Origin of the sequence: Dyadobacter sp. CECT 9275, from assembly GCF_907164905.1 — a bacterium.
In the GTDB taxonomy this organism is placed as follows: Bacteria; Bacteroidota; Bacteroidia; order Cytophagales; family Spirosomataceae; genus Dyadobacter; species Dyadobacter helix.
Window position 1 is genome coordinate 948,141 of sequence record NZ_CAJRAF010000001.1, and the last position, 24,105, is coordinate 972,245.

General features: G+C 44.8%; 19 protein-coding genes and 1 other RNA gene. 10 read left to right on the forward strand and 10 right to left on the reverse strand.

Going from position 1 to position 24,105, the window contains the following annotated elements; translation table 11 throughout:
* Nucleotides 1-611 precede the first annotated feature (611 nt).
* The 5 genes from KOE27_RS03835 to KOE27_RS03855 all read right to left on the reverse strand — a co-directional run bounded on the left by KOE27_RS03835 (nucleotide 612) and on the right by KOE27_RS03855 (nucleotide 7,127).
* On the reverse strand, nucleotides 612-2,075 hold the full coding sequence (locus tag KOE27_RS03835; RefSeq protein WP_215237519.1) for an alpha-L-fucosidase: 1,464 nt from the start codon (nucleotides 2,073-2,075) through the stop codon (nucleotides 612-614).
* A gap of 170 nt (nucleotides 2,076-2,245) precedes the next feature.
* Nucleotides 2,246-3,667, reverse strand: coding sequence for an alpha-L-fucosidase (locus tag KOE27_RS03840; RefSeq protein WP_215237520.1), 1,422 nt, complete (start codon nucleotides 3,665-3,667; stop codon nucleotides 2,246-2,248).
* Between the two features lie 51 nt (nucleotides 3,668-3,718).
* Nucleotides 3,719-4,750 (reverse strand): isoaspartyl peptidase/L-asparaginase family protein, encoded by a 1,032-nt coding sequence (locus tag KOE27_RS03845; RefSeq protein ID WP_215237521.1) that lies wholly within the window; start codon nucleotides 4,748-4,750, stop codon nucleotides 3,719-3,721.
* Nucleotides 4,751-4,782: 32 nt separating this feature from the next.
* Nucleotides 4,783-6,144, reverse strand: a complete 1,362-nt coding sequence (locus KOE27_RS03850; protein ID WP_215237522.1) for an alpha-L-fucosidase — start codon at nucleotides 6,142-6,144, stop codon at nucleotides 4,783-4,785.
* Nucleotides 6,145-6,281: 137 nt separating this feature from the next.
* A complete protein-coding gene (locus KOE27_RS03855; RefSeq protein ID WP_215237523.1) occupies nucleotides 6,282-7,127 on the reverse strand; it encodes a sterol desaturase family protein in 846 nt (281 codons plus the stop codon).
* Between the two features lie 245 nt (nucleotides 7,128-7,372).
* On the opposite strand from KOE27_RS03855, the gene KOE27_RS03860 reads away from it, so the two are divergent.
* Entirely contained in the window at nucleotides 7,373-8,266 is an 894-nt protein-coding gene (locus tag KOE27_RS03860; RefSeq protein ID WP_215237524.1) for a hypothetical protein, read from the forward strand.
* A gap of 80 nt (nucleotides 8,267-8,346) precedes the next feature.
* On the opposite strand, the gene KOE27_RS03865 is transcribed toward KOE27_RS03860, so the two are convergent.
* On the reverse strand, nucleotides 8,347-9,060 hold the full coding sequence (locus KOE27_RS03865; protein ID WP_215237525.1) for an SDR family oxidoreductase: 714 nt from the start codon (nucleotides 9,058-9,060) through the stop codon (nucleotides 8,347-8,349).
* Between the two features lie 223 nt (nucleotides 9,061-9,283).
* Here KOE27_RS03865 and fabG point away from each other — a divergent pair, with 223 nt between their 5' ends.
* The 7 genes from fabG to KOE27_RS03900 all read left to right on the forward strand — a co-directional run bounded on the left by fabG (nucleotide 9,284) and on the right by KOE27_RS03900 (nucleotide 17,836).
* A complete protein-coding gene (fabG, locus tag KOE27_RS03870) occupies nucleotides 9,284-10,030 on the forward strand; it encodes a 3-oxoacyl-[acyl-carrier-protein] reductase (RefSeq protein ID WP_215237526.1) in 747 nt (248 codons plus the stop codon).
* 269 nt (nucleotides 10,031-10,299) lie between these two features.
* The gene (locus KOE27_RS03875; protein WP_229252627.1) at nucleotides 10,300-12,294 is read left to right on the forward strand and encodes a vWA domain-containing protein; all 1,995 of its coding nucleotides are present in this window, start codon (nucleotides 10,300-10,302) and stop codon (nucleotides 12,292-12,294) included.
* 69 nt (nucleotides 12,295-12,363) lie between these two features.
* Nucleotides 12,364-13,284 carry a DUF2279 domain-containing protein gene (locus tag KOE27_RS03880; protein ID WP_215237527.1) on the forward strand — a complete coding sequence of 307 codons (921 nt, stop codon included), beginning with the start codon at nucleotides 12,364-12,366 and terminating at the stop codon, nucleotides 13,282-13,284.
* A gap of 50 nt (nucleotides 13,285-13,334) precedes the next feature.
* Entirely contained in the window at nucleotides 13,335-14,309 is a 975-nt protein-coding gene (locus KOE27_RS03885; RefSeq protein ID WP_215237528.1) for a Smr/MutS family protein, read from the forward strand.
* A 94-nt stretch (nucleotides 14,310-14,403) separates the two neighbouring features.
* The gene (locus KOE27_RS03890) at nucleotides 14,404-15,744 is read left to right on the forward strand and encodes a DUF4403 family protein (protein ID WP_215237529.1); all 1,341 of its coding nucleotides are present in this window, start codon (nucleotides 14,404-14,406) and stop codon (nucleotides 15,742-15,744) included.
* 105 nt (nucleotides 15,745-15,849) lie between these two features.
* Nucleotides 15,850-16,262: RNase P RNA component class A (gene rnpB, locus KOE27_RS03895), an RNA gene on the forward strand.
* 149 nt (nucleotides 16,263-16,411) lie between these two features.
* A complete protein-coding gene (locus KOE27_RS03900) occupies nucleotides 16,412-17,836 on the forward strand; it encodes an OmpA family protein (protein WP_229252628.1) in 1,425 nt (474 codons plus the stop codon).
* 89 nt (nucleotides 17,837-17,925) lie between these two features.
* On the opposite strand, the gene corA is transcribed toward KOE27_RS03900, so the two are convergent.
* Both corA and KOE27_RS03910 read right to left on the reverse strand, forming a co-directional pair.
* On the reverse strand, nucleotides 17,926-19,053 hold the full coding sequence (corA, locus tag KOE27_RS03905) for a magnesium/cobalt transporter CorA (RefSeq protein ID WP_215237531.1): 1,128 nt from the start codon (nucleotides 19,051-19,053) through the stop codon (nucleotides 17,926-17,928).
* Nucleotides 19,054-19,059: 6 nt separating this feature from the next.
* Complete coding sequence (locus tag KOE27_RS03910; protein ID WP_215237532.1) at nucleotides 19,060-19,911, reverse strand: universal stress protein; 852 nt, start codon at nucleotides 19,909-19,911, stop codon at nucleotides 19,060-19,062.
* 256 nt (nucleotides 19,912-20,167) lie between these two features.
* Between KOE27_RS03910 and KOE27_RS03915 the strand changes: the two genes are divergently transcribed.
* Entirely contained in the window at nucleotides 20,168-21,568 is a 1,401-nt protein-coding gene (locus KOE27_RS03915; RefSeq protein WP_215237533.1) for a dicarboxylate/amino acid:cation symporter, read from the forward strand.
* Between the two features lie 75 nt (nucleotides 21,569-21,643).
* The gene (locus tag KOE27_RS03920; RefSeq protein ID WP_215237534.1) at nucleotides 21,644-21,997 is read left to right on the forward strand and encodes an ArsC family reductase; all 354 of its coding nucleotides are present in this window, start codon (nucleotides 21,644-21,646) and stop codon (nucleotides 21,995-21,997) included.
* Between the two features lie 63 nt (nucleotides 21,998-22,060).
* Here the strand turns inward: KOE27_RS03920 and KOE27_RS03925 are convergent, their stop codons facing one another.
* Together KOE27_RS03925 and KOE27_RS03930 are read right to left on the reverse strand one after the other, a co-directional pair.
* A complete protein-coding gene (locus tag KOE27_RS03925; RefSeq protein ID WP_215237535.1) occupies nucleotides 22,061-22,705 on the reverse strand; it encodes a hypothetical protein in 645 nt (214 codons plus the stop codon).
* Nucleotides 22,706-22,738: 33 nt separating this feature from the next.
* Complete coding sequence (locus tag KOE27_RS03930; protein ID WP_215237536.1) at nucleotides 22,739-23,974, reverse strand: THUMP-like domain-containing protein; 1,236 nt, start codon at nucleotides 23,972-23,974, stop codon at nucleotides 22,739-22,741.
* Nucleotides 23,975-24,105 lie beyond the last annotated feature (131 nt).

Below are 24,105 nucleotides of genomic sequence, written 5' to 3' on the forward strand. Positions count from 1 at the left end.
AGGGGATTGCAGCAATTAAATCGTCATAAAAAAAGCGGGCTCAAATGAGTCCGCATTTTCAGATTACAGAATATAATTAAATTATTCCCGAGGGGAGGGAAACTTACAAGCTACCTTCCCCGGGAGTATCTTCCGGGTGTGCTTCATTTGTATCATTCTTCTTGCACTAATCAATTTTTTAGTGAGCTAATCGTACTACTTTGAGGTTGAGTGCTCCAATTCCAAAGACAGTAATTGTGCTTGCCGACCACTACTGGCGTTTGTATTTTTTAGCACCAAAATGCTGTTTCAGAGCCTTCAGATGCTAATATCTGCGAATAAAAATAATCAATTTAAAAGGTAATTCGGAGGCTTTGGCTATTACTCATACTTATTCTTACGATAATCATAGCGGCCAGGTTTTATATATATATTATGTACCAATATGTATTAAAATATTGAAAGACAGGGAGCAAGCCGCCGTAGTAGCCCGGATATTTTTTGAATGATGATACGTCAGGAAAGAATGAATATCCCGGAGGCAGAAGGTCTTGTTGGGGGGAATGGAGAAAGGGGAAAATGGAGGAAGTAAGAAATCTCCATGCTGGTTTGGCATGGAGATTTCTTCGGTATTATTGAGCGTCCTTGTACAGTCCGAATTCGCTGATGGCTACGCTCACCGGCGATTTAGTTATCCTTAGCCTGACGCGCTGTGCGGTCACAGGGATTTCAAGTTTAATCAGTTTTTTGGCCCCGATACTTGTTCCCTTTGCAACTTCTTTCCAGGTAGTTCCATCCCAGATATCCACCGCAAATGCTTCAATGCGTTGCCCGAGTTTGATATATTCCTGTACTGATATGATGTCGAACGTTACAGGTTGTGACACATCAAAGGTAATTTCGGGCGTTTTGAAATCGTCATCAGTGGCCCAGTAAGTGTCAGACTTGTTATCCAGTACGTTTTTGGCGCTGTATATCGAATTGTATCCACGTACATTTATCGCTTTTGATGAGGATTTTGCAAGCAGATTAACGGCAAAGGTATTTTTTACCCGGTCACCGAAAGTTTTTAATGCAGCCACATCATCTTCATGCAGCTGTCCGCGGGTGTCTGGAGCAAGCCCTAGGTCAAGTGCTGCACCGCGACCAACGCTTTTCAGGTATAGCTCAAATAGTTTCTCCGGTGTTTTTGGTTTTTCATTCGCATGATAAAACCATCCTCTTCTTAAAGGAACATCACATTCGGCTGGTATCCAGAATTTTCCATTACGTGTACCACCGGGGTTTTCTTCTGCATTGGCCTGTCCTGGGACGGCTATGTTTTGGCCTTTGGAGGGAACCGGCGTCAAGGTTGCCCAGGAAGTTTCATTAACGCTTCCATCTTCATTTCCGGCCCAGCGAACATCCCAGCCAATATCACTGAAAATGTTGGCCATCGGCTGAAGTTTCCGGGTGAGGTTGGTCCAGGTCGAATCCCACTGGTAGTAGGTGGTGTTGTCAATGGAGCGCTTTTCCCTGGCACCCCCATAGTAACCGTCCCCTCCATTGGCCCCGTCATGCCAGGACATGAACAGCGGACCGTAGTTGGTATAGAGTTCCTTCAGCTGCTCCCGGTAAATCTGCAGATATTCGGGCTTACCGTAATTTGCATTGTTACGGTCCCAGGGAGAGCAATAAACCCCGAATTTCAGGCCATGTTTGCGTGCGGCGTCGGCAACTTCCTTTACCATATCACCCTTTCCACCACGGAAAGGACTTTTTGAAATGTTATATTCGGTGGTTTTGGTCGGCCATAATGCAAAACCGTCGTGGTGTTTGGCTACAAAAACAATACCTCTGAGCCCGCCGGCTTTGGCTGCAAGAATGATTTGCTCTGCATTAAAATCAGAAGGGTTAAAAGTTTTAGGATCTGCATCCCCAAAGCCCCATTCTTTATTTTCAAAGGTAGTTGGCGTAAAATGCATGATACCGTAAACTTCGGTCTGATGCCATTCTACCTGCCTTGGAGCGGGCAAAGCACCATAGGGTTTGGGCGGGGTTTGGGCAACGGCAGTACCTGTGACGAACAGGGCTAGCGCTGCTATTTGTTTTAACATGTTATTTCAGGTTTGTATCTGTTAAGCTGCTTTGGATATTTGAAAGCTATTCAAATCGGTTGCTGCAAATTTCGTAGGTTCATAGCTTATTAAAACTTAAACCACCGTCTTCTGATAAAGGTATCACAAAGAAAGCGAATTCACCGCTGTTGCTGAAACGAAATAGCCTATTAGTTGATCACAAACAAATACACGGGCTGCTGACCGACCTGGACAGCGGTTTTTGCCGGAATTTCAATGGATCCGTCTTTTAACTTTAAAGACTTTTGATTGCCGGCGATACTTATTTTGGCATTAGCAGGAATGTTCAGCCCTTCTGGTTTCAGCTTTGCCGGGATGGTTTCTCCTTCATCTGCCAGATAAAAGGCGTAAGTTGTATTGGCCTTTTTGGTATAGGCCCATTTTCCCTGGCGGTAAGGCGCCTGCGGTTTGGTTTCATAAATTCCAATGCCATTTACACTCATCCATTTCCCGATCTCGTCGAGGCGCTGATAAGCTTCTTCATGCCACTCCCCGTCGGGGCCCGGTGCAACGTTCAGCAGAAGGTTACCTCCCTTTGCAACAATGTCTACCAGAGTATGAACCAGTTTGCGTGTGGATTTGAAGTTTTCTTTTGGTATGTACGACCATGAATCTCCCATGGTAATGCAGGATTCCCACGGGATCGGCATATAATGGTCAGGTATCTGTTGTTCAGGCGTTACATAATTTTCAAATTCCCCGGTCACCGTCCGGTCCACAACCAGCAGTCCGGGCTGATGCGAACGGCCCATTTTAGCAATTCTGGCCATGTCTATGTCCTGGTCGTAGGGAATGGTTTTCTGCCAGCTGATATTAGGATCAATGGTACTGAACGGGCGAACCCAGCCGCCATCCAGCCATAAGATATCTACCTGGCCATAGCCGGTCATGAGTTCTTCAATCTGGTTGTAGGTGAAATCTTTGAATTTTTGCCAGAGCTCAGGCCGCTTTTTAGGATCATAAGATACGTTCCTGTCTTTTGGCGGGAAATATTTCCACCAGTAGGAGTCGGTATGCCAGTCGGGCTTTGAAAAGTAAGTGCCAGTCATAAAACCCTGATTCCTGAAAGCTGATAATATTTCTTTGGTTACATTGCTTTTGGGGTTGGACTTAAAGGGGGTATTGGTGATTTTATAATCCGTGTACTTGGAGTCAAACATAGCAAATCCGTCGTGGTGTTTTGTCGTGAAAACCACGTACTTCATTCCTGCATTCTTTGCAGCAGTGGCCCATCTTTCGGGGTTGAACCGGGTTGGATTAAATTCCTTCGCAATATCTTCATAAGCCTTTTTATACTCATACCAGTCGTGCGAATGCGGTCCCCGGCGCTCACACCATCCTTCGTCCTCGGGACAAAGCGACCAGGATTCCACAATTCCCCACTGGCTGTAAGTACCCCAGTGCATCAGTAATCCAAATTTTACATCCTGCCATTTGCTTAGTTTCTGCTGAACCAGCGGATCCGTAGGAGCCATGTATTTGGAATGATCCTGCTCTGAATGTTGCTGGGCATGCAGGCGGGCCGTCAGGGCAGATGCAATGAGAATAAGGTATAAGAATTTAAATTTCATCGGATTACGTAATAGGATATTGTTTTGGTGAAGTTCTTTTCATTTATTTAATCAGGCAAAGTAGCTTTTGGCATTCATTACTTTTCCTTTCCCGTCCTGTCCGGTAACGGTATAGTTAAAACCCTTCTGTACGGCGTATGCTCCAATCTCGCCTTGTTTATTAATGGCCAGAAAGCCAACCTGGAAAGTTTTCGCGCGTTCAGGACTTCTTTTGACGATTCGTTCAACGGCTTTTTTACAAGCTTCCTCGGGCGACAGCCCATTGCGCATAAACTCTACAACTAGGTGAGTACCACAAACGCGGATCACTTCTTCTCCCTGTCCCGATGAGGTGGCAGCACCAATTTCATTATCAACAAAAAGGCCGCCGCCGATAATCGGAGAATCCCCTACGCGTCCGCGCATTTTAAAACCCATTCCGCTGGTGGTACACATTCCGGAAAGATCTCCGTTCGCATCCAGCGCAAGTGTTCCCATGGTATCATGGTTGAAAGAGCCGTCTTCCAGTCTTGAGGGAGCAAAAGGGCCATGGCCTTTCGGCTTATTCTGCTGAAGTTCAACGTTAATCACTGGTTTGTACTCGGCTTTTTTGAGCCAGGATTTGTAGGATTGGGCCGCATCAGGAGATAATTCTCCGGATTCGAGTTTGAACCCGTTTGCGAGCGCAAACTGCTGAGCACCTTCGCCCACCAGAAAAACGTGCGGAGTGGTTTCCATTAGTTTGCGGGCAACAGATACCGGGTGTTTGATCCGTTCCAGGAAAGCTACACCTCCGCAGTTCGCTTTTTCGTCCATGATACATGCGTCGAGCGTTACGTGGCCGTCGCGGTCGGGGTTACCACCTAGTCCAACACAGCAATTTACATCGTTTTCAATCGCGATAGCTGCCTGTTCCACTGCATCAATCGCTTTTCCGCCTTTTTCTAAAACTGGCCATGCGGCATTGTTTGCAATTTGTCCGCTGTCCCAGGTGGATATAACAAGCGGTTTTACAACGGCATTTTTTGCAAACAGCCTGTTAATTTGCAAGAATGGCAACGCCACAGCAGAGAGGCGTAAAAAGGATCGGCGGTCGGGAGTCATATGATATTTATTTTTCAATTATCTGTTACAATTTAAAGCAATGCATTTTCGAGCCTGAATATCCAAGCCGACTCACATGGAAGCGTATTAGGTGTGACGACCGGAGGCGTAAGGATGATTTTATTCTTAGTATATACGGTATGTATGCTACCATTATATCCTAGCATGGAAACTTTAGACGGTCTGGACAAGCCGGGTATCACCAGGTTGTCGGGCCATTTCGAACATATTACATACAGGTCCTTTCCTTTACGTGTGAAGAAGATATCTTGGCCCCGGGACGCAGGCTGTTCTTTCCAGGTATCGGTATCATAAATGGCTTCCCCGTTGACAGACAGCCATTTTCCAAGATCTTTAAGCCTTTGCTGCATAATAACGGGTATCCGGCCGTCGGCCGTGGGGCCTATGTTGAGCAGGAAATTTCCTCCACCCGCGACGATCCGGATCAGGGTATGGATGAGCTTACTGCTGCTCATATAGTCTTCCAGATTTTCGTTCCTGTTATAGCCGAACGACTCACCAATTCCCCTGCATTCTTCCCAGGGATGTGTAGCTGACTCCGTCCCCTGGCCGTATTCTGTAGTATAAAAGCTGCCATGTTTGCCTTTGGTATCATTACCCCAGCGGTCATTTACAACTATGTCTTTAGATACAGACTGGTTATTATATAGCCAGGAAAGGAATTCGGTGCTGCGCCATGTTTCCGATGTTTGCTCCCATTCTCCGTCGGTCCACAAAATGTCCGGATTGTACCTCGTCACAAGATCCTTCATTTGCGGGAGCATGTGATCATTTACGTAAGTCTTCACATCTGATTGATAGAGCGGATTAAACCATTCGTACAACGAATAGTAAAAACCCATATGTAGTCCCTTTGCTTTGACAGATTTGCTCAGGTCGCCTGCCAGGTCCCGGTTCGGACCAATATCTGCAGCATTCCAGTTCCAGGCCTGTGCACTGGGCCAGAGTGCGTACCCTTCGTGATGTTTGGAAGTTAGTACGACATATTTTGCTCCGGAAGCCTTAAAAAGATCGGCCCAGTCGTCTGGATTAAAAAGCTCTGCCTTGAAACGCCCCGCAAAGTCCTGATACCTGAAATTGGGGCCATAAACCTTGTCCTGAAAGGCTACAAATTCCTTGTGGATTTTCAGTTTAGGTTCCTTTAATCTTTGCCAGTACCACTCCGCATAGCCACTGCCAAAGCCGTCGGCATTGGACTTGGTGGCCCAGGAAGGGACCGAGTACAAGCCCCAATGAATGAATATTCCGAATTTCGCTTTTTTGAACCACAAAGGAGTTTCTCTTTTGTCGAGTGACTCCCATGAAGGCTGATACTGCGCGGTCACACCCGAGGTAAATAAGCCGAACGCCAAAAGAAGACAAATTCTCTTCATGGACAAGGTTTGAAATTAGAAATTATGAAAACAGTTGGCAAATTATTAAAATTATTTAAAAAATATCGGTGATTTATCTTAAAATAACAGAAAATCCTTACCTGTTATGCTACATGCACGAGTGACCAGCGTAGCGGTTATGAATCGCTGTCCTGTTGCGTATTGACAGGAGGCCTGTATTTTTGAAAGGGAATACCCAGCAGATTGATAATCCGCCCGTTCTCTTCCGGTTTTGGATGGGTATCAATTCCATATACGATATCACCGGTAGAGAGATCTTTATATGTCCCAAACGCACGATCCCAGACCGAAAATATGTTTCCATAGTTTGAATCGGTATAAGGTTGTCTGTAATGGTGGTGAACATGGTGCATGTTGGGTGTAACCAGTACCTTATTTACAATCCTATCAATCCATACCGGCAATGAAATATTAGCATGATTAAACTGGGAGAGCACCACTGACATCGATTGATATAGGAAAACCAGCCACATGGGGGCACCGGCAATGATAACCGCTAACGTGGTGAAGATAAAACGTACCAGGCTTTCTCCCGGATGATGGCGATTTGCAGTGGTGGTGTCAACGAACGGGTCCGCATGATGGATGATGTGAAAGCGCCACAGAAATTTTGTTTTATGTTGGGTCCAGTGTGCAAGCCAGGCTCCTACAAGGTCCAGGCACAGCAGGCTTACTGCGGAGCGGATCCACAAAGGAAGGCCGTCGAGCCATTGCATCAGACCAAAATGATTTCGGGTAGTCCAGTCGCTTGCTTTAAGAAGAATGAAAGCAAGTGGAAAATTCACTAGTATAGTAGTGAATGTAAAGAAGAAATTAACCCCGGCGTGTTTCCATTTATGATAACCAAACCGAAAAAGTGGCCATCCGCCTTCCAGCAGCCAGAAAAACATGATGCCACCCACCAGAATGGCACTTCGATGAGCGGAAGGAATATGTCCGAAGTAATTGATGATTGATTCCATAATAATGTGTCGGCTGATGATTATTTCAAAAATCACAAAAGTATTGTTTTTTATAATTTTTGAGATATAAAGTATCTAACTGTCAGAGCTTTATTTGAAAATCAGCATTACAAATACGTGACTGGATTTTATGAAACAAGCCTAAAACTAAATTTAATATGTCAGATATCTAAAATTGAATACTTTTGAGTAAGATTTAGAATAAACTTTTAGTCTGAATAGAATTAGAAACAATTGCTTGTTACATGGAAGAAAGAAGCCAAATCGTCGATGCGGCGATTAATGCTTATGGGAAACCTTATCAGACGGCGGTTACCCTATTGACGCTCCTGAGGCATTCGGGTGAGTGGATTAATAAAATCTATTTTGTAGAAGAAAAAAAGCAACCCGAGCCTTCCAATTTTAAGTTTATCTTAGATTATTTGGGAGACAAGGTTGTCTATTATCGTCCGAAGGTTTGGTTGTGGACGAATAAATTGAGATTTAATTTCCTGAAAAATTTTAAAAAATACCGGTACGCCATCCGATATCAGTACGCCTGGGAGAAGTCGGACAGCAAATATCTGCTGGTCCTACACAATGATGTGTATTTTAAAGGCGATCTGGTAGGGGCCTATCTGGAAAATCTGGGTGCTGCTTCCGGCATTGGCCGAGTGGGACAGTGCTGGGTTTGCCCGGCGTATAGTGCCAATTTATGCAATCCTGATAAGTATACAGCATACCGGCCGTCCTATCTGGAATTAATGGAACTGTCGGTCAGATATCCGCAGGCACGAACGCGTACATATTCGGATGTTGTGAATCCGGCTATTCCCTGGCCGTTACCCGAATGCCGGCTGAATGAGTATGTAGCAATGATTGATCTGGAAAAAACCAGGAAAGACACCATACCACTGGGAAAAGGATCGGCATTTGGATCTTACGAACGCCTGGATGTAGGTGTAAAGTGGTTTTTCGATATGAATAACCTGGGGCATAGCTTTCAGCATTTTGACTATGATCCTTATGCCACCCATAGCTGGATCAGTTTGAAAAATGCAGGCCATGATGCGCTTTTTAACGAGGATGTATATCAATATGAGGAATCGGTAGCGAAGGAAGTCCTGAAAAGAGAATTTGGTATCTCAAACAATGGCTGACAATAACCACACAGAACCACACAAACGCATTGCGCGCTTGTCCTGGCCCTGTGTGATTAGCGTTTAATACCTGGCAAAACCTATTTTGGAGGCATGGATGGCCTCACCTCAATTTTACTTGGAAGGGTGCGAGCTGGCATTTTGATCAGGTCGGAGACGATCTGCCCGATGTCTTCCGGCTGAATCTTCCAGGCATCTTTCTCAGAAGGCTGGTGATTACTGAATTCAGTGGCGACTGACCCCGGCATGATCGTAGTGACCCTTATACCCGCATTTCTTACATCCATCATCATAGCCTGGGAGAAACCTACCAGCCCGAATTTACTGGCATTGTAGGCCGTACCGTTCGGGAAAAAGTTGGTACCCGCAAGGCTTGATATCGTAATGAAGTAACCCTTAGAATCGGCCAGGGCGCTCATCGAAGCTTTTGCACTAAAAAATACCCCGGTAAGGTTTATGTCAATGGTTTCGGTCCATTGTTCGGTAGTCAGCTCCTGGATCGGGGCAAAATGGCCTACTCCGGCATTGGCGATGAAATAATCCAAACGTCCCCATTTTTCCAGTACTGTGGCCACTGCGTTTTGCTGGGCATCCAGATTCCTGACGTCCGATTCAATTCCAATGGCAAATCCTTCCTTTATTTTGTTGAGTTTCGCTGCTGCCTTTTCTGCGCTATCCAGTGAGCGGCTGGTAATAGCCACCCGGATACCTTCCCCGACTAACTTCGCGGCAACGCCGTATCCGATCCCCCTGGAGCCTCCCGTAACGATGGCTGTTTTGATACTGTCTGGCATACTTTAATGATATATTTGGTAAAAAATGTATTCTTAGGTTCAACAACGAAGGTAAGCAGTTGGTTTGCTACAGGAGATGTATTTCAAAAGAATCGGACCGTATGCATCCTTTTTTTGTCGTCTCTGCACAATCCTCTATTTTTGCCGGGCGTATCTGCCAGACAGGAAGTCATTATTTTTAACGCTGGTGTGCCTTTAAATTAAAATATCTCAAAATTTAACAATGAAATTAGTACAGAATAAAGTAGCCCTTGTTACCGGCGCGTCGCGTGGCATCGGCCGGTCAATAGCATTAAGGCTGGCCCAGGAAGGCGCAGATGTGGCTTTTACTTATTTATCAAGTGTAGAAAAAGGCGAAGCACTCGCCAGAGAACTGGAAGAATTTGGTGTGAAGGCCAAAGGCTATCGTTCCGATGCTTCGGATTTTGCAGCTGCCGATCAACTGGTGAACGATGTACTAGCCGATTTTGGAAAATTGGACGTGCTGATCAACAATGCAGGGGTTACCCGTGACGGTCTTTTGATGCGCATGAGTGAGGAACAGTGGGATACCGTGATTAATGTTAATCTTAAATCGGTATTTAACCTCACCAAGGCAGCCATAAAAAGTATGATGCGTGCCAAAAGCGGATCTATTATCAATATTACCTCTGTGGTGGGTATCCGCGGGAACGCAGGCCAGGCAAATTATGCGGCCTCCAAGGCGGGTATCATCGGGTTTACCAAATCTGTTGCGCTGGAATTGGGATCTAGAAATATTCGTTCTAACGCGGTAGCACCGGGTTTTATAGAAACTGAAATGACAGATGCTATTGACTCCAAAGCCATAGACGACTGGAAACAATCCATTCCGATGAAACGTGGCGGTCAGCCCGAAGAAGTGGCAGATGCCATTGTGTTCCTTGCTTCAGATATGTCAAGATATATTACCGGCCAGGTACTTCAGGTGGATGGCGGTATGTTAACCTAGCAGCAGCAGGAAGTCTATTCCAACTGCTGAAATATAGTATTGGCTATCATGGTACAGGTATTCATAATATGAATTAATATTATATCGTCAATTTTACCATCGAAAAGGTAACTTACACAAGTTAGCACAACCACCGAACGTTCTCTTTATGCTGTTACAATCCTGACTTTGTGCTTACTGGCAATATGATGCGTTCTGAACTTCTATTTCAAACCCCATACTGGTTTATTGTTTTCTGCTTTGCAGCCGGAAGTTTATACGCTTATCTTTTGTATCAACCTACAGCCTCCTGGGGAAAGAAGCTGAACTATACTCTTGCATTTTTGCGCGGAATATCAGTTGCGCTGGTTGTTTTTCTGTTATTAAGCCCCCTGGTTCACCGGACAGAAACGATTGTAGATAAGGCTAAAATTGTTTTTGCCATTGATAATTCAGAATCTGTCCGCAGGTACGGACCCAAGGCAATCGGGCAGATTTCAGCTGCAATCGGGCAACTCAGTGATGCAGGTTTTGAGGTGGATTTTCAGGTACTCAACAAGGATCAGAAGGTATCTGCAATTGATTCGGTGCGGTTTGATCAGAAAAAAACGGATCTCTCTGCTTTGCTGAAGATGGTTAAAAGCAATTATGAAGGTTCCAATTTAACAGATGTCATACTGCTCAGTGACGGGATTGTGACCCAGGGGACCTCACCAGCTTTTGGACAGTATCCTTTCCGCATCAGTAGCATTGCCGTTGGGGATACAGTACCTGTGGCAGATATCAGCATTAAGGACGTAATACATAACAAAGTGGCGTACCTGGGGAATGAATTTCCCCTGCGGGCTGAAATTGTAGCACACGGCCTTTCCGGCAAAACTACCCATGTTACGCTCCGGCAGGGAGGAAAGGTGATTGCAACAGAAAAAGTGATCATTGACCAAAAGGATTTTTACAAGACTTACGAGTTTAAAACTTCTTCAGCAGAAAAGGGGCTTCAGCATTATACTGTTGAACTGGGAAATGTAGCCGGAGAGAAGGTGGTCCGTAACAACAAAAAGGAAATATACATTGATATCATTGATGGCCGTCAGCGGATTCTGCTGATGGCCATGGCGCCGCATCCGGATATCAAGGCATTCAGGAATTTGATTGAAGCGAATGATAATTATGAGCTGGAGGTACAAACACTAAGTATTTCCAACAGTCCCCCCGTAAGTAGCAAGCCTTACGACCTGGTCATATTACATCAGATACCCAATGTCCTGGGCCTTGGAAACGCCTCGGTCCGGAAATTCGTGGATGCTAAAGTGCCCTTATTCTTCGTGCTCGGGAATCAATCGGCTATCCCGCTGGTTAATTCGTTCAGCCGTGCACTAGCCATAAACGTAACAGGTACCCAGACAGACCGGGTATCAGCAAGATTTAACACTTCATTCCAGCAACTGAATTTTGATGCGGAAAGTCTTAAGCTGCTGGAAAGGCTGCCACCGTTGTCGGTCCCCTTTGGGGAATATAATGTGCTGTCGGGTTCTGAGACAATTCTGTTTCAGAAAGTAGGTACGTTACCAACCCGTAAACCTTTATTGTTGTTAAATACGGCGGCTGAGCCGAAAACTGCCATTCTGGCCGGGGAGGGAATATGGCAATGGCGGCAGGAGGAGTTTGCGCTGACTGACAAGCAGGATGTTGTAGACAACCTTTTTCAGAAAGTAATTCAGATATTGGCGGTCAAAGAAGACAAGCGAAAGTTCAGAGTATACCCGGTAAAGGGGGAGTTTGAAACCGGTGAACAGGTCGTTTTCCAGACCGAAATTTACAATGATATTTACGAAGAGCTTTACGGACAGGAAGTGAAGCTGGTAATAACCAATGAAAAAGGTGCAGCAAGACAGTTCTCCTATGTTCATTCCCGGGAAAATGCACGATTTAATATATCGGGCCTCCCGGAGGGTGCCTATAGGTTTCAAGCAAGTACAGTACTAAAAGGTAAGGATGAGCAGGTGCGTGGGCAGTTTGTCATCAGTGAGCTGGACCAGGAGATGGCGAATACAACAGCAGATTTTAATATGCTCAGGGAACTTTCGGCGCACACGGGCGGAGAATTTCTGAAAGCGGAGGCGCTACCCGGTTTCATAGATAAACTGAAAACTAACCGTCCGGCAGATCGGTTGGATGCGCTGGAAAATACCGTGGAACTGATCCACCTGAAATGGCTCTTTTTTGTGATACTTCTCCTTCTTGCCCTGGAGTGGGGAACGCGGAAATATTTGGGAGGGTATTGAAAGAAATCAATATGGCCGACTATGAATTCTTTTTTGATTAAATGCTGCGTTTTGTTGTAGCAACAGTGAATGAAATACGGAAACGCTTATCAGCATTTGATCCTTACCTTGTTGTTTTGTACACTGTGCAAAACCAGAGTGCTTGGGCAGGCTGATACCTTAAAAGTTGATTCGGCCGCCAGTATTCACCCCAATTATCCGTTGTTGAGAGGGATATTTGCAGCCCAGTCGGCGCTGTATCTCGGAACAATATATGGCCTGAGCAAGTCGTGGTATAAAAATCCGCTTACGAAATTCACTGTTAAGGACGATACCCATGAGTGGCTCCAAATGGACAAAATGGGGCATATTTACACAGCCTACCAGATCGCACGTCACACTGCTGCGATTTATCGCACAACAGGAATATCAAAAAGACAAATGCTGGTGTATGGTGCGGTTTCAGGTATTATTTTCCAGACACCGATCGAAATACTTGATGGTTTTTCTCCAGACTATGGTTTTTCTCCCGGAGATATGATTGCCAATATTTCGGGTTCCGTTTTGTATCTGGGTCAGATAGCCCTCTGGGACGAAATCCGGATCCAGCCAAAGTTTTCGGCGCATTATACCTCCCTTGCCGGTGTCAGGCCCGGATTGCTCGGGAGTACCCATCAGGAAAGATTACTGAAGGATTATAACGGGCAAACCTATTGGTTTTCAGGAAGCCCGGGATCCTTTTACAAAAATGGTAAATGGCCTTCATGGCTTTGTATTTCAATTGGATATGGGATCGATAACATGGTTTCGGCAGAAAGGAGCAAAAGTATTGAAATGGGGTATATTCCTGAGAGGCAGTTCTATCTGTCGCTGGATATTGATCTTACAAAAGTGAAAACAAAAAATAAGGTTGTAAAGGTTATTGCTTTTATTGCCAATTCAATAAAAATCCCGGCACCGGCACTGCGCTTCGGTAAAAGGGGAGTTGATTTTAAACCAATCTATTTCTGAGGAGGTTATCAGTTAAAGAAATCGTTTCAGAGCAAACAGAATGATACATCATGAATATAGGAGATAAGGTAAGGCTGGTACACGGACGGGAGGAAGGGATCATCTATGCATTTTTGCCCGGCAACGTGGTTGAAATAGAAATTGAAGATGGCTTCCGGATTCCGGTGCTGCGGAATGAGATCGTCACCATATCCCCGGTCGAATCGCAGAGGCTGGTCAAGCCGTTTGAGGCTGCCAAAGCAGCGGATACCGTTTTCAGACCGCAAAAAGTTTTCGGGGAAAAGGGGATATACCTCGCTTTTGTTGCAGTGAATGACAGGGCTGTAACGGTGCATCTGATCAACAATACAGACTGGATGCTACCGTTTACTGCCTCGTCGGACCATAACCAGGTAAGGAGCGGACTGGGTGGTGGAACGCTTGAGCCACGTTCTACGCAAAAGCTGACTGAATTGATAACCAAGGATTTTGAGTCGTGGCCGGTCATGGAGTTTACCTTTCTCTTTTACCGCGAAGGAAATTACATCCTGCCGCAGCCGCTGCATAAAAGACTGAAATGCAGGGCGCAGTCGTTTTACAAGAGTAAACGGTCGGCTCCTATTCTTAACAAGGATGCCTTTGTTTATCAACTGGATGAAGAGAATCTCAAAACGCCTGAACCAGGAATGAAGGCGGATATTTCCAGCCAGCTGCGTGAGCGGATGATGGAAGGCGCCGGTACGGAACCCGCCAGGATCGAAAAACCGGAAGAAGTATTTGATCTCCATATTGAGAAAATTACGGCTGATTTTTCAGGATTATCCAAAGAACAGATACTCAAAAAGCAATTAGCTGCGTTTGAAAATAGCCTTGAGCAGGCTATTGCCTCGGGTATGGACCAGATTACGTTCATTCATGGATTAGGAAGCGGCATGTTGCGGGACGAACTGCACCGAAGGCTTAGCAAAAACCAGCATGTGAATTATTTTAAAGACGCCCAAAAGGAAAAATTCGGATACGGTGCAACCCTCGTCAAAATTAAATAAATACCGGAACACACCTTTGTGGTGTGCTATATTATTGATTCTTACACTCAGCTTATGGAATTGCGGAAAAAAAAGTACCACACCCAAAGCCCCAATGGAGGAATATAAATATTCGGAAAAAGAAATACAGAGTGAACAGCATCTGTCGGTATTGAATGTGCCGGTAGAAATTCCCGTTGCTGAAATTGAAGCGCAGATCAATGCAAAGATCAAAGGTTTGATTTATGAGGACAATAGTTATGAAGATGATAATCAGGATAATATCAAGGCAAAAGTATGGAAGCTAAGCCCGATCCGGCTTGTTGCCATTGATTCGTCATTCTTGTTTGAAGTCCCGCTGAAAATATGGGTAAGTGCAGGTTATAAAATCAGTCCGCTCGGGCTGACCATGTCAGGCTATAAGGACACGGAATTTTCTATACGGATCAGATTCATTACTAAAATCGGAGTTTCACCAGACTGGAAGGTTGAGGCGGATACTTACGTTGATAGCTACGACTGGATCTCGGAACCGAATATACAGGTAGCGGGTATAAAAATTCCGATCAAAGGGATGGTAAGCCGGATGATGAATAAGAATTTTGATAAAATCACGGACGCCATCGACGAACATATATCCAGCAACATAGAGTTGAAAAAATACGCCGCCGTTGCCTGGGATCTGGCCAGGCAGCCGGTATTGTTGTCAAAGGAATATCATACATGGCTTGCTGTGGTACCCGAGGCAGTGGTAATGACTCCGCTAACTGCTTCCAACGGTGTATTACGCTCGGTCATAGGTATCAAAGGATATACCCAGACCATTACCTCTGCAGATAAACCGCTGGCAACCAAAGGGAGGGGGCTTCCCGATCTGGTCATTGCACCGCAGGTACCGGAGCGTTTCAGGATTGCGCTGATCAGCCAGATATCTTATGAAGAGGCCAGCCGGATGGCGGATGAGAAATTCAAAGGAGAGAAATTTTCGTTCTTAGGAGGCAAGTATAAAGTGGAAATTACATCCATTGAAATGTACGGACAGAACGATAAAATGATTATCAAAGCGGGTTTGGCAGGTGGTATAAACGGTTATATCTATCTGAAGGGAAATCCATATTATGATCCGGCTACGCAGCAACTATCGTTCAGGAATCTGGATTATGATCTGGATACCAGGAGTACCATCTTACGTACCGCTGGATGGCTGCTGCAGGGTCAGTTCAGCCGGATGATGGAGAAAAAAATGACGTTTCCGGTCGGCGACCAGATCACCGATACAAAGAAAACAATACAAAAAATACTAGAAAATTACAAAGTAACGGACGGTGTAACCATCAAAGGGAAAATCAAAGAAATAGCACCGGATAAAGTATACCTGACACCAAACCACATTTATTCGGTGGTTTTTGCCGACGGTAGTATTAATCTGAGGGTGGAGGGATTGAGGAGTTTTTAAAGAAATTCCCTTAAACGGATGTCACTCCCTTATTTTTTTTGTTTTTTATGGTATATTAACTGCAGATCAAAGGAAAGTATTTCTTAGCTTTGTGGTCAGGCGAAAGGATTAGGCTGTTCTACCGCCGCGGTATTTGCCGGGGAGGAAAGTCCGGACAGCATAGAGTACCGTACTTCCTAACGGGAAGGCAGCAGGTTGGGAACGATGTGCTGACAGCAAGTGCCACAGAAAATGATACCGCCTGGCATGTTTTTTGATGTACCAGGTAAGGGTGAAAAGGTGGAGTAAGAGCCCACCGCTCTTCGGGTAACCGCAGAGGCACGGTAAACCTTACGGGCTGAAAGATCAAATAGGTGCTGGTTAGTGGGGTTACTCGTCCCCGTTTCTGAAAGGAAGCATCAGCATGGGTAGATCGTTAGAGATTCCGGGTGACCGGAATCCTGGATAAATGGTAGAAATCTTCCCGAAGCCTGGCTCTGGGAAGAACACAGAATCCGGCTTACAGGCTTAAACCTTTTGTCTTATTATTTTTTAACAAGTGAATAATTGAATCACATAACTGGTGTTTCCCATGAAGAAAAAGAATCTTTACATTGCTTTAGTATTTTTGTCCCTTTTGAGTTTGAATCTTTCTGCACAAAACCGTACTTACGATGGACCTAACAAAATGAATACATGGTCAATTACGGGATACGGAGGGATAACCAAATTCTTTGGTGATATAAAAGAATACGATTTCAAACTTGGTGAAGACGAAAAACTGACTGGCGGATGGGGGCTCTCGATAAACAAGCAGCTTTCTCCGATCTTCGGTATTCAGCTTACCGGTTACAACGGTCGGTTAATGGGTTCCAAGAGCCGTCACTACAGCACGCTTAGCCAGGAAACTTACAAAGTTTCGTTTAACAGCCCATCCTTTATACAGGCTTCTATTGACGGAACTGTTAACCTGAACCGCCTACTGTTTGGGTATAACAAACTGCGCAGATGGAAATTTGATGCGCACCTTGGTGCTGGTATCATTTATTATCATACTGACCTGAAAGCGACCAATACGAATCCGCAGAGTCCTGATTTCGGTGATGTTTTTGAAATTTCCACCAATACCGACGGAAGCTCTAAAACAGCTGGAACCTGGGAAAGAAATGGTTCGACTTATACCCGTGAATGGGTAGTTCCAGCGGGTCTGGCAGTTCATTATGAATTAACTCCACGATTCGATATTGGTGTTGACTTTGTTTATAACTATGTTAACACTGAAAAAATGGATGCGACTGTTGGCGATCTTACGGATTATAAGTCGCAGCAAGGGTTATGGACATTTGCCAAAGGAGATTCCAAAAACGATGGATGGGGTTTTGTAGGAGTAGCGCTCACCTATAAATTAGGTAAAAATGCAGTGATGGCTAAAAAGGGTGTCTATGATGCTGGAAGCGGCCGTTATCACCTGCGTTGGGCTGACCCGAAAGCACTGATACCTGTTCCTTACAATCCAACAATGGATGACGCTGATTCTATTGCGAAGGCTAATATGCCAAAGCCAGTGGATCCACGTTTGTATACTGATACAGATGGTGATGGTGTTGCTGACTTGTTTGACAAAGAGCCTAATACTCCTCTCGGAAGTGTAGTATCTGGTGGTGGTGTAGCGATGGATCTTGATAAAATCATCCGGGATGCAATCAAAAATAACCTGCCGAAAGACGAATGCGAGGCGTTGTTCAGCAACATTGAGTTTGATACTGACAAGTCTATCATTCGTAATGCTTCTAAAGAAACACTGAGCAAGGTAGTTGAACTTTTGAATATGCGTGTAAATTGCCGTATCGTTCTGGTAGGTCATACAGATGCTCGCGCTTCTGATAGTTACAACGTGGCACTATCCCGCCGCAGGGTGGATGCTGCCAAAAGATTCCTGGTAAGAGCGGGTCTTCAGGATCCAAGCAGGATTATCGTTGAGTACTACGGTGAGTTGAGACCAATCGCTGAAAATACAACAGTGGAAGGGTTACAGTCAAACCGTCGGGTGGAAATCAAAATTTTACCACAAAATTCACTTCGTTCGAATTATCCGGCTGGTTTCCAGAGATAACATAGAATCAATAAAAGTAAAAGGCTGCTCCGATATCCGGGGCAGCCTTTTACTTTTATTGAAGATTCCAATGACGGGAGATTCTCAAATCAGATCCATTTTTTGGTTTTGAAATATATTACCATTCCGGCTGTTACTACAATCATAATACCCCAGACACAAAAGTAGCCATAGGGGTGGTGAAGTTCCGGCATATGATCAAAATTCATCCCGTAAACTCCGACTATAAAGGTAAGCGGCATAAATATCGCTGAAAAAATGGTGAGTGTTTTCATGACAGAGTTCATCCTGTTACTAATGGTAGAGAGATGTACATCCGCTAAGCTCGCCAGTACCTCACGATAAGAGTCCACAGTATCAATGATCTGCATAATATGATCGTAAAGATCCCGGTAGTAGGGAATGGTTTCCCGGCTTACCAACGGATTCTCTTCTCTGATCAACTGATTAATCATATCTCTGATTGGCCAGACGATACGCCTGAGTAAGGTCAATTCTCTTTTAAGGGCATAGAGGTCGGTAAGGGATAGTTTATCGATTCCGGCCAGAATGGAATCTTCCAGATGATCCATATTGTCACCCAGTTTTTCCAGAACGATGAAATAATTGTCGACAATGACGTCCATCAGTGCGAAGAGCAGATAGTCCGCGCCGTTTTTCCTGGTTTTTCCGACAGAGGCTTCAAGCCTGTTTAGCACAGGTATGAATATATCTTCATTCCTTTCTTCCTGAAATGAAATCAGGAAATGATCTCCGAGGACAAAACTCACGTGCTCGCTGGCAATATCGATAGCCGTGGTATCAGAATAGTGGAGCATTTTCATGGTCAGAAATACATGATGATTATCATACACTTCAAGTTTTGGTTTGTGCTCACTGTTCACTACGTCTTCGAGCAGCAGAGGATGAAGGTTGTATAATTTTCCAAGTTTTTCTATCAGGCTCGTTTCATGTATTCCGTCAACATCAAGCCAGGTGATCTGGTCGGTTTCAGTGGTAGAAGGAATGCAGTCTGCAAGGGTTTTCACAGCTTCATTCGCAATGAACTTCTCGTTATACCGGATTTTTCGGATGCGCGTTTTGAGTTCTACCTCAGGACCAACATAGGTGAGTGTCCCCGGCGAGGTAAGCAGGTTGCCACGTTCATAATGCCGGTGTTTACGGGTAACTTTTTTAAGGTTGCCTGATGTGTTCTGTGAATGATGTCCTGAGCCCAAGTCTGGTTAGGTTAAATGATACACTAATAAAGGTATGTGCGTGTGCACGATCAGTTTTTTAGTCAGTCCCGGATTGATCAGAAACTCCTCAATGAAGGATCTTTCCCGTGCGGAAACAACCAGCAGGTCTGCACCGATTTCATCACAATAAGCTTCTATCCCGTCAATTACGTGTAGCGCTTCCCGGCTCACAAACGCGTCATCAGAAATATTAAATTCAGCCTTTAATTCTGCCATATACTGGTGATCCGGTTGTATGTCCGGTTGGGTACGGCTGTGGACTTTCAGGAATTTAACGCTGGATCCCAGTTGGCTGGTGAAAGGCAGTAACTCATGGAGGATATTATTCTCCGCATATTCCAGCTGCGTTGCATATACTGTGCTGGCAAATGAGGTTGGCTTGTTTTGAGGCGGAATAACCAGTACCGGGCAGGAGGCATGCAGGGCAATATCGGTTGCTGAACTTCCAATCAATTTATCGAGAAAACCTCCTTCTCCCGTTCTGCCCAGGATGATCAGGTCGGGTGTGTGATCGGCATACGCCTGTTTGACCGCCGGTTTGATACCACCCGGATACCAGAGAGCAGTGGACCGGTACCCTTCTGCCACCAGTTTGCGTACGTATTCTTCGAGCCGCTCCTGAAATTCCTGTTGTAATTCGTTTGAAAGTGATAAAAGATCCGGAGAGCCAATCCCGGGCAAAACATTACCAGTGGTGAGGTTAACATCGGCAATGTAGGGCTCGTACGCGTGTAAAACCAGAAGTTCACTCTGATATTTATCTGCGATGATTTTGGCGGCGGCTATCACCTTATCCGCATTTTCGGAAAAGTCTATCGGGATTAGTATTTTTTTCATAAGTAATGAGATTGATAATTGCTTAAATATACCACCTTGTTAAAATTCCTTCGTTAAAACAATGTTAACTAATGCGGGAACAATTCCTATTTTGCCGGTATTTGGCAAAATAGATTTTAGAATATTACTTCGTGAGCGAGGAGGGATGAAAATTTTAACCTAATATTCTTTTTGCAACAGGTACAAATGACAGCGTTAATCCTATTTTTCATAAGTTTACCTTTGCAAATTCTTGTTCCTGTTACAATTTTAAAATATGAAGAGCAAAATTACTATTATCAACATCATCCTGGTGACAATAGCGGCCCTGGCTACGGTTTTAAATAACTACAATATTGTGGCGGTTCCCGATACTCTGCTCATTACATTAAGATGGGCGGCTTTGGCCGGCCTCATTGTTTTTGCAGTCATCAAACGGAACCTTACCACTTCTATATTGATTTCAATGCTGGTGGGAACGGAAATCGGTTACGATTTTCCGACAATTGGAAAAGAGATTCACTTTTTACGACAGATATTCCTTCAAATGATTAAGACGGTGATTGCACCGTTGTTATTTGCCACCCTGGTTACCGGTATTGCTGGTCATTCTGATCTGAAACAGGTGGGCAGGATGGGCTGGAAATCATTGCTTTATTTTGAGGTTGTTACCACTTTTGCGTTGCTGATCGGGTTGTTTTTTGCCAACTGGTTTAAGCCGGGTGAGGGGATTATCCCTCCTGCTGCCTTGAACGCTACCTTGCCGGAAACACATCAGCAGACCTGGCAGGATATTGTTCTCCATTCCTTCCCGGAAAATATTGCCAAATCCATTTACCATGGTGAGGTACTTCAGATTGTTGTTTTCAGTGTTTTGTTTGGAATAAGCCTGGCATTATTACCCGTAGCTAAAAAGCAGAAAATGGTGGAAGGCATTGAACTGCTGGCCGAGGTTATGTTTAAGTTTACGAAGATCATTATGCTGTTCGCCCCTATAGGGGTAGGTGCCGCGATTGCCGAAACAGTAGGCCACATGGGGATTGATGTACTGAAAAACCTTGCCCTCCTGCTGGCTACGCTTTATTGCGCACTGATTGTTTTTGTATTGATTATTTTTGTTCCCATTGCACTTTTTGCAAAAATCCCGATTGTCAAATTTGCCAAAGCTATTTTTGAACCTGTATCCATTGCATTCGCAACGACAAGCTCGGAATCCGCACTACCAAAAGCGATGGAAAAAATGGAGAAATTTGGAGTCCCCAGACATATCGTTTCGTTTGTGATGCCAACGGGATATAGCTTTAATCTGGACGGTTCTACACTTTATCTGGCCTTGGCGGCCGTATTTGTGGCCCAGGCAACGGGCACAGAAATGACGGTGGGGCACCAGCTTACAATGGTACTTTTGCTTATGCTTACAAGTAAAGGAGTGGCGGGTATTCCACGCGCAACGCTCGTTATCCTGCTGGGAGCTATTGCCAACTTTGGGATGCCGGAATGGCCGGTTTTGTTAATTATGGGCATTGATGAACTGATGGATATGGCGCGTACCTCTATTAACGTAACGGGTAACTGCCTGGCTACCGCGGTGGTCGCACGATGGGAAGGGGAGCTTGATGATACCAAAATGCATGCGTCGGATATAGTATTGCCGAAAAAATCACCTGCTGATATTTAATACAACGGCGACCAGTCAGATGCTCTCGCAAGGTATACGACTTAACCAATCCTTTCAATTCAATAGACAAGACATATGTTTGTTTTATACGGAATCCCCAATTGTAATACAGTAAAGAAGGCCAGAACGTGGCTGGATGAAAGAGGCGTGCAATACACCTTTCATGACTATAAGAAAAAGGGTATTTCTTCGGATAAGTTAAATGCCTGGTTTCAACAGCTGCCCTGGGAAAGGTTGGTGAACCAGGCGGGAACTACCTGGAAAGCTCTTTCTGATGAGGAAAAAGCCAGCGTGAAAGACCAGGAAAGTGCTGCGGCGCTTATGCAGAATAAAACTTCAGTAATAAAACGTCCGTTGATAGAAGATACCACTGGAAAGGTGATAACGCTGGGGTTTTCAGAAAAGGAGTTCGAAGAGGCCTTTGCATAACAGGTTACACATTTAAAACAGGTAAAATTTCCTTTCACCTGTTTTAAATGTGTAAAAGGCAGCTTATTTGGGTAGCCTGCTTTTCACTTCTTCCAAAGCCCTTTGCTTATTCTGTAAGTCCACCAGCGATTTTTCTGCCTCCATTTTGTTCGTTTCCAGCTGTGCTCGCAGTTCGGTTAACTTCTTTTCCGTGCGTTCTATATCCTTGGCAGTATCGTCGTTTTGCCGTACCAGTTTTTGATGACTTTTTTCTGACGAGGTGAAAACTTCGTCGGCTATCCTTGCTTCATCATTGATGCTGGCATAATCAGCGAAATTTTTCAGCAGTGATTCGGCACCTTTATAGGAATTGTCGGTGGAGCTGGTGACCTCATTGCCGTCGACATTCAGTGCGAGGAACACCTGCGACTGATTCTTGACCGGTGACGAAACCACACTGGTGAGCTGGATGGGGTTTCCTGAAATGGACGGAATAGCGGCCTTCTCTATAGTTGCCGTTCCGCGGCGGCCTTTTACCTTTCCGAATTTTCCCAGATACTTTTCCCAGTAGTTGCTTAGATATTTTTCTGGGATACTCTGATTGAGCACTAGGCCGGAATATTCCTTTTTGTCAATTGTCTGTTTGCCTGGGTAGATGGTCTGTGTGTGGCCGGACAGTGCCGCAAGTACAAAGAGTACCACCGCAGCCGGAGCAAGTCTGGTTTTCATAATTTCTGATAATTTGTAGTTTCCTTCTGATAATCAATGTGTTTCAAAGCTTATCTTTCTGGTAACGATTACCACTCTTTTCAGACTCGTTAACGTTGTTGCAAAGAGGTAGAAATCACCACCTTCCTTTAGACGCCATTTTTTTCGAAGGTCATGAACTGTACCTGGAAAATTTCGGATCGTGAGATTGGCTTTGTCGCCACCGATGTATTTTGTGATTTCCCTGATGTCCGGTTTACAGACAGCAAGAATTTCAAATACTCTTCCGGGGAAATTAGGGACGCAGTTTTCAGAAGTATACAGATGGCTGCTGGCAGCCAGTTTATTCAGATTAAAATGAGTGGCGGTGAGTCTGTAGAAGCCCGCTTTCAGAACAGCCGCATGGGGCTCATACAAAAAGCTGAGAGGGTCGGAGAAACAGGGGAGTGCCTGTTGTTCAGATGCGGCGGAAAAGTCCATGGCTGCCAGGGTATCGCCTCTGGAATCCAGTACTCTGACTTTTCTTAAAAAATCCGGTTGGTTGTTTTCCTGGTCCAGAACAAACAGCAATTCCTTGCATTCGTTACCCAGGCCAATGATGTGTACTTCTTTTACACCTTTCAGTTCTTTCACGGCAAGGTCAATATCCAGTAACGGTGAAGTTTTGATCAGAATATTACTGGCAGCTGCGTACAATGTTTTCAGGCTGGCGGCGATATCCGGTGTACAGTCCGAAAGCAGAACCACCTTTTCCTGCTGGGTGCCTCTGCGTGCAGGGTCAGCAAAAATCCAGTCCGATTTTAACTCTTTTTGATGGATGTAATCAATGGAGTCCGCCGTGTGCACGCTTATATTGCTGGCTTTAAGAACTTCAAAATTATAAGCGGCGCAGCGGCTTACTTCTTCGTTTCTCTCAAAATATAAAGTTTTGTTAAAACTTCGGCTCAGGTAATAGCTATCTATCCCCATCCCGCCCGTAATATCCATCAAGGTACGGCCCTGGATCATCCCGGATTTATATTTTGCTGTTGCTTCTGACGATGACTGTTCGATGGACAGGGGTGGTGGGAAAATCAGAACGGGATTGTCATACCATTCGGGAAGTTTTTTTTGAGCTTTCTGCCGGGAGAGTATCTGTGCTCCCAGTTTTTTGATGTCAAAATTTTTGTAAATGGAACTTCTCAGGATAAGCTGGTTCACATCATCCTGAATATGCTGTCTGATGAATTCAATTTCGTCCGAAGTGAAGGGTTCAACGGGGAGCGGCTCTGGCTGTTCGGATTTTTGCATTTTACCGGGCTTGTACCATGTGGTGTTGGCGCCTCAAACATAAGGCAAATACTTTTCAATTTAACCAATACCTGACTTTTTAGATTAATTCTAGTATTATTTAAGTAGGACTAACCAAATGAAAATTATAA